5 protein-coding genes are annotated in these 6963 nt (G+C 36.9%); 3 read left to right on the top strand and 2 right to left on the bottom strand.

Annotated features, from left to right (window positions below):
- Positions 1-330 precede the first annotated feature (330 nt).
- Complete coding sequence (locus MUW73_RS03065) at positions 331-1551, bottom strand: SUMF1/EgtB/PvdO family nonheme iron enzyme (protein ID WP_243018490.1); 1221 nt, start codon at positions 1549-1551, stop codon at positions 331-333.
- Between the two features lie 290 nt (positions 1552-1841).
- The gene (locus tag MUW73_RS03070) at positions 1842-2294 is read right to left on the bottom strand and encodes a hypothetical protein (RefSeq protein WP_243575245.1); all 453 of its coding nucleotides are present in this window, start codon (positions 2292-2294) and stop codon (positions 1842-1844) included.
- Between the two features lie 423 nt (positions 2295-2717).
- On the opposite strand from MUW73_RS03070, the gene rpmH reads away from it, so the two are divergent.
- The 3 genes from rpmH (at position 2718) to MUW73_RS03085 (ending at position 6825) form a co-directional block, all read left to right on the top strand.
- Positions 2718-2876: a 50S ribosomal protein L34 gene (gene rpmH / locus MUW73_RS03075; RefSeq protein WP_243018494.1), complete on the top strand. Its 159-nt coding sequence runs from the start codon at positions 2718-2720 to the stop codon at positions 2874-2876.
- Positions 2877-2903: 27 nt separating this feature from the next.
- On the top strand, positions 2904-3311 hold the full coding sequence (gene rnpA, locus MUW73_RS03080; protein WP_243018496.1) for a ribonuclease P protein component: 408 nt from the start codon (positions 2904-2906) through the stop codon (positions 3309-3311).
- Positions 3312-3462: 151 nt separating this feature from the next.
- Positions 3463-6825, top strand: coding sequence for an HD domain-containing protein (locus MUW73_RS03085; RefSeq protein ID WP_243018498.1), 3363 nt, complete (start codon positions 3463-3465; stop codon positions 6823-6825).
- Positions 6826-6963 lie beyond the last annotated feature (138 nt).

Raw genomic sequence — 6963 nt, forward strand, 5'->3', positions numbered from 1 at the left:
CAAGCGCTGATGAAAAAAGCTACGGAAAGCTTAGTTTACAGCTGGAAAAACAGGAACCTCTCTGCAATCTATCCCGGCAATTGTTTTTCTTTTCATCTGTAAACTAAGCTTTCTGATCGTACTTTTTTCAAAGGGCGCGTTTTTTTCCTAGAATAAGCCATTGGGTGAACGGAAACAAACAAGTTAAAATTGCTTCAGTGAACGCCATTCCCTGAACAGATACGAGACACGAAAAGCAAAACCGCAACGTACTAAATATAGATGAGGATTTAAGCAACGGATCAATGTGGAAACTACCAGCCGGAGTAGCCTTTCAAAAGAAAAATTTTATTACCCTAAGCTAGACACCACACATCGAAATCCAATAGTAGCACTAGCATGCTCTTTATGCAAATAACGTCTAGTACCTATTTGAAGGAAATAAGCACAATCTGCCCAAGAACAACCTTTATATACTTTTGCATCATCATTGGTAAGAGCAGCTTTACTAGCTATATAGCCATTACCAGCATCGCCCAAAGATTCATCCCGCTTAACAGGATTTAAATCACCCGTATCTTGTAAGGAAAGAGGGCTGTAAGTATCATTTACCCAACAACAAACATTACCCACCATATCATAGATACCAAGATCATTAGGAGGATAGGCATAGACATAAGAAGTAGGCGCTGCATGATCAGATTCACCACACATCCCTTTATAATTCCCTTGCCCACGCTTAAAGTTAGCCAAGAACTGACCATTTGCGCCTCTTGGAGAAGAACCAGACCAAGGATAACTTCTTTGATGGCTCTGTAAGTAATCTACATTAGCTATACCTACTATGGCACGTGCAGCATATTCCCATTCTGCTTCAGTGGCCAAGCGAAATACAGGATATGCTTCCTCTACTTCATTACCCTCTACAGGCTCAAGTTTATCTTTCTCTGCATAGACATCATCATCGGCAGCAGGGCTTGATTTTGCTTCACGCCGCTTCGCTTGGTGTTTCATCTTTTCTTCCTTAAACTTTGCGGTGCGCCATTTACAATATTCTGTAGCCTGCGTCCAGGTTACACCAACAACCGGGTAATACATAAAACCAGGTGCATATAAATAATTATCTATATATTGATCATTACACATACTAGCATCTTTGGCCCAAACCTTCTGATCGGGAATAGCAGCTTGATATTGGTCCATCAAACCATTTTTTTTTAAATCATATAAGTATTCTCTATAATCTAAGTTAGTAATAGGCGTTTGATCTATGTAAAAAGAATTGACCGTAACCGGTTTAGCATAACGCCCTCCTGTACCCAACTTATCTTCACCTAAATTGCCCATTACCATATAGCCTCCTTCTATATATACCATGCCCGGAATAGACGAAAAACGCTTAGAGGGCACTACAGGCAGGGTGTCGGCTTGATTAAAAGGCCGCCCTGTCCTCAAGCTTACTTTACCTGGGCGTGTACTAGAAGGGTGACGCTTACCATAAGCTGTAAGATAAGCCAAAGCCAAAAATATAAGAAAATACTTGAACCGAGCAATACCAGAAATGATAGTCATAATGAATAGTTTTGCAGATATTAAAAGAATAAAAAATGGTATTTTATTAAAATAATAAAACATTATTAACGCCTATTAGCCAACCCATTGGTGATGAGCAATCTTTAGAAGAAGCACAGTGGATCGCTGCAGCATACTACATGCGCTTAAAAACATAGAGAAACTTCGATACCAAAATGACCATTCAATAGGTTTGCATAGGCAATTGCTATAGCCTATCGCCATAGCAGTTGCATGAAGCGATAAATATAAACAAAAAAATTAAATTACCGAAAATATAGCCTCTCAATTTAGGACTGTCTAGTGCGCATAGAAGGCCGGATCATGGCACTAGGTATTTTTTTTAGTAAAGTCAAATAAACAAAATAGGCCTCTAGCCTATCGAAAAAAAAACCAAGTTGTACGGTATAATGCGGTTGCCTGTAATGGAGCGTAGCCGGATAAGCAAAGTTACTGGCTAAGTCTTGAATGCGTAATGCTGCGCTCCTACTGCTACCCATGTAAAGTTGTATGGTATAACCTTTTAAACCATTTGTACGCTCATAAGCTGCTTTTCTGGCTGCTAACCGTGCTGCTAAAAGTTTGGTTTGGTCTAATGGACATAGCAATGGACCAGAGGGAGCTTTTTTTACCCATTTGGGCGGTTTACGAAACCGCATTCTATGCACAGCAAGATCTTCGTTATAGATCCCTTTTTGTAATTTCTTTAATTTGGATACAGGCGCTGCTTTTGATGGAATCAACAAAATCAAGCTGATCAAAAAAAAAGGCACCTGGTAACGTCTGCTCATTGTGTGTATCTGTTTTTAATCAGTCGTTAAATAAAAGAATGTTTGGGGTACCCTACTATAGGTATAATATAGAATACCGCTGTTTTAATTGTACAGATGATTACAGTAGTCTAAATATAAAAAAATAGAGCTTTATCAAGAAAATAGTTAAGATAAAAATTCATTATAAGTTAAGTTTACCCATGGTATTGATTCTATCAAATACCCTTTTAGGCCATTTTCCTAACAGATAAATAGAATCATTTGGATTCTACAACAGATTTACTTACCTTGCCACAAGCAAATTTAGGGGGCTCGTATGCTATTTGGATCGGGCAAGTCACATAAAAAATATTGCTTAATTGCTTAAAAAATGTACCAAATCATTAATCCACTATGAAAAGAACATTTCAACCATCTCTTAGAAAAAGAAGCAACAAACATGGTTTTAGAGAGCGTATGTCAACAGCGAATGGTCGTGCAGTATTGGCCAGAAGACGTGCCAAAGGAAGAGTAAAGTTAACTATTTCTGATGAGCCTAGGCACAAGCGTTAATATTACCCCACTCTGTGGCTGTTGTTTATGGGCAAAAATAAGCTACCCAAGTGCAATAGATTAACTAATCCTAAAGACATCAGGATGCTTTTCGAGGAAGGAAAAGCCTATAAGCTACCTTCCTGTACCCTCTTTTATCTACAAAAAAAGCAAGAACTATTTTTATCCAATAAAGTTCTTTTCGCTGTCTCTAAACGAAAGATCCGCTCGGCTGTGCAACGTAATAAAATAAAACGGCTACTTAGAGAAGCCTACCGAGTCAATAAATACATGCTGGATGATTTTTTAAATACTACCAGTGCTAAGCTTGTCTTTTTAATAGGATATGTGTATACTGGTACAGAGGAAGAGATCCACTATCCTATTTTAAATAGGGCTGTTATTAGCTCCTTGCAACATCTTATGGCTTTGCTCACTAAAGAACAATCTAAATAGTTCTTGCAACTAAGCGTTGTGGCTGTTTCGTATGGTTTTAATAATTGATTAAGCAGTTCTATTATTTGTTACTTGAGAAATTTGATAGGTGGCTGTGCAATAAATCCTTAATAAAAAACTATTTTTCAGCACTATAAATACAGGACCGGCAATGGATTTAGACAGTCTTATTTTTCTCTTTTTTTTATTCATGAATCTACTCGTTGGTATGCGTGCTATTAGGCATCCCAGCATCCCATATGCCCGATTTAATACAGCCAATATCATAGCAACCATTATGGCTATAACCTATGGAGGAGAGATTTTATCCAATCCACCACATATAGGTAGTGTACTAGGGTTAACCGGTAGCGCGATCAGCTATTTTATAATAGCCAACCTACTCATATATCGTTTGCACCTATTGCTAAATAGAGGTTCAGTAGCAGAAATGATGGGGCGCCTTTACGGCAAATTAGCGCGAGAGGTGGTAGCTATATCTGGTCTATTACATACCACTGCGGTAGCTGCTATGCAATTCAAATTACTAGCAATGGCTATAGGCTGGTTTTTTACTATTCAAGCAGATTATAGTCTGCTTATAGCAGCTTTTTTTATAACCTTTAGTATTGGGTCAAATAATATAGAATCACCAACGCTGGTACGGGTGGTACGCTGTGCCACTTTTGGGATATTACTACCCATGATTGCTTGGACACTATGGAGCAGTATGGTAACGCAATATAATGCTGATCAAGTCAACCTGATTTTAGCTATTAAACGCTCCTGGAATACCTTAATCCATTTTCATGCTGCTCCACTAGACTATATCGCTTATTTAATCGCATTTTCTATACCTGCTTTCTTTCCTGTTCAAGTAAAGCCTATGTTAATTGCTGAAAATGTGACTCAAATAAAACGTTCTTTTAATGGTGCTGGTTTATTATTATTGGCCATAAGCTTTTTTATACTATGGGTGACGCTTTTGGTAGAGCACCATGATAGTAAGCTACTTATATCAGCTATTCCCCTAACTACTTTTGATGCATATGTTGGATTAAAAGCGCTATTTATGATAGCGATTGCTTCTTTAACCACCTCTACAGCAGGTGCCAATTTACATGCAGCTACTGGTTTAATGAGCAATGACTTATCCTATCTGTTTAAATGGATTAAACAGCCCATCATGTATCGAGCTATAGCAGGTATGATCGGAACACTGTTTGCACTTTGTGCGCCAGACCAACTAATCTGGATGGCTATTATTTTATTTAAAACGACTGTCAGTCTACCCTTGCTACTCTCTTTAACTGGCATTTGTCTCCATCGACATGCTGTTTTAGCAGGTATGCTGGCAAGTGTTTTAACCACTATTGGATGGTTTTTTTGGGCATCTAATCCAGCTATAAGTAGTTTGCTACCAGCCATGCTAATGAATCTAATAACTAGTATGCTTGTCCAGTTTTTAACTGGTAATCAAATTACATACCAGCAAAATTTACCCAATAGATTGGCCCAAGAAAGAGTAGCCCAAGTACCCCCATTATGGCAAAGGATGGCCAAATACATCACACAAAAGATGAAGCAGTTTAATTTTTGGGATTATCTTGATAAACAACTGCCAAAAGACAATTTACCTTATCTATTTTTTATTTTTTATATTTTACTAACAGGTTATGGATCTTTTTATACTTTTTCGAGTAATACTATATGGCATACTAGCTTAGAAGTACTGATTCTCTTTCCCAGCCTTTTGGTTTCTACATTTTTCTTAGTTTATACCTTCATTTTGCCCCAATTATATATCCGTAAACTTACCTCAATCATATGGCCATTAAGTCATATTTACTTTCTTTTCTTAGTAGGTACTGCCATGCCCATCCTTAGCAAATTTGCCTATTTACATGATGTTATTTTTATACTCAACCTCACTTTATCTATTTTTATTACCCCACTGCTCGTAATATTGTTTGGATCTATGATGAGCGTGCTAATGGTCTGGGGCATGCTTCATTATATGCATAGTGATATTACATGGATAGATTGCTTTTTAGACTTAAATATCCGTATTGTCTATGCCATACTACTACTATTCGTTTTAGTGGGTGGTTTGGTATACCATAAAAAAAGCCTAAGTAAGCTCTTATCGATCATACAAGCCTTAACTAGTGAAAAAGAGGAACAAAATGCAAGGCAGTTCTTTAACAAGCAACAAGTAGATGCATTGGCTTATGAAAGCAGTTGTATCATATCCCAATTAAACAACCAATTGATTAGATTGGAACAATCTGAGGAGCGTCAACTTGCTTATTCAGAACAAGCGATTAGATTAAAAAAATATTTTAACAGCATTTTTAAACACCTGAAATATAACCTCCATTTAACTACTAACTGGATTAGTATTGATCAATTATTAGCCCAATGTTTTGATGCTATCAAAACCAACAACATATATGATGTACCCTATGTAATGATAGATACCAAACAGCTCTATATACAGTGTGCAGTAGAAAGTATAAAAAATCTAATTATCAACAGTTTATATTCTTGTACCACACACCAATCGTTACATAGCGATCAAAGAAAAGACATTTATATATACATAGATGATACCCAATTAGGCTATCGGTTAACTCTTTTAGAAGGTAAATTACAAAAAATCAAAGCGATCAGCTTTGTCATCACCACAGCAACACGCTTACCTGTTATACACCCCTTATATAAGGTAGCAGAAATGGCAGATATTCAGATATCAAACGGCCATGAAGACAAAGGGGATTCGGAGCATCAACATATTGTACATGCCCATTACGGTTACTATGAACGGTTTTCTTCTGAATCAGAAATTACCTATCTATACGTAATACCTGTAAACGTCAAAGAAATTACTAAGGCATTTGCTACCCTTTCCCCTGTTGTTTATACACAAAGAATGGTATTAGATCCAGTGAGTATGAAAGAAGAAGCTACTTTTATAGAAAAGGTAAAACAGAAAAAAGGATTGAATATAGATGCCATCATGGATGCGCTACAACTCATTAAAATTTATTATACGACCCAAAGAAGAAAAACAGGAGAACTGTTTTATTTACACCCCATGGCAGTTGCTTCTATTTTACTGACTATAACGGATGAATCTAATGTTATTATTGCAGGTTTACTGCATGATGTAGTACAAAATACCCCGCTTACAGAAGCAGGTTTAACGACTCTATTTGGTACTTCTATTACACAAACTGTAATGGCTGCAGCGCGCTTAGAGAAAGAGCTATTAAACCAAAAAGGGGATTATAATAGCTACATCAAACGTATCACATCTGATAAAAATCATGATGCTATGTTGGTTAGGCTAGCTGATGTCTTACATAACGCAAGAACAATTTCTGGCCATACAATCGAAAAACAGATAGAAAAAGCCAGATTAATTCAAAATTTTTACTTGCCATTAGCCATGCAAATACAGCTGGTCGACATCACGCATGAATTGCAGCTACATACTGAAAAGGTATTCAATATAGCGATGGTAAAGCATTAAGCATGGTAAAAGAAGAAAAGGTATTTGTTTGTTCCTGACACTGGTAAAAAATGAAGTGTTTAAAGCTACTTTTTGCTTGATCAAAAAGTAGCCAAAAAATCAAGCGCTGATGAAAAAAGTACGATCAGAAAGCTTAGT

The sequence above is a fragment of the Candidatus Cardinium sp. cByotN1 genome (assembly GCF_022810525.1).
Taxonomy (GTDB): Bacteria; Bacteroidota; Bacteroidia; order Cytophagales; family Amoebophilaceae; genus Cardinium.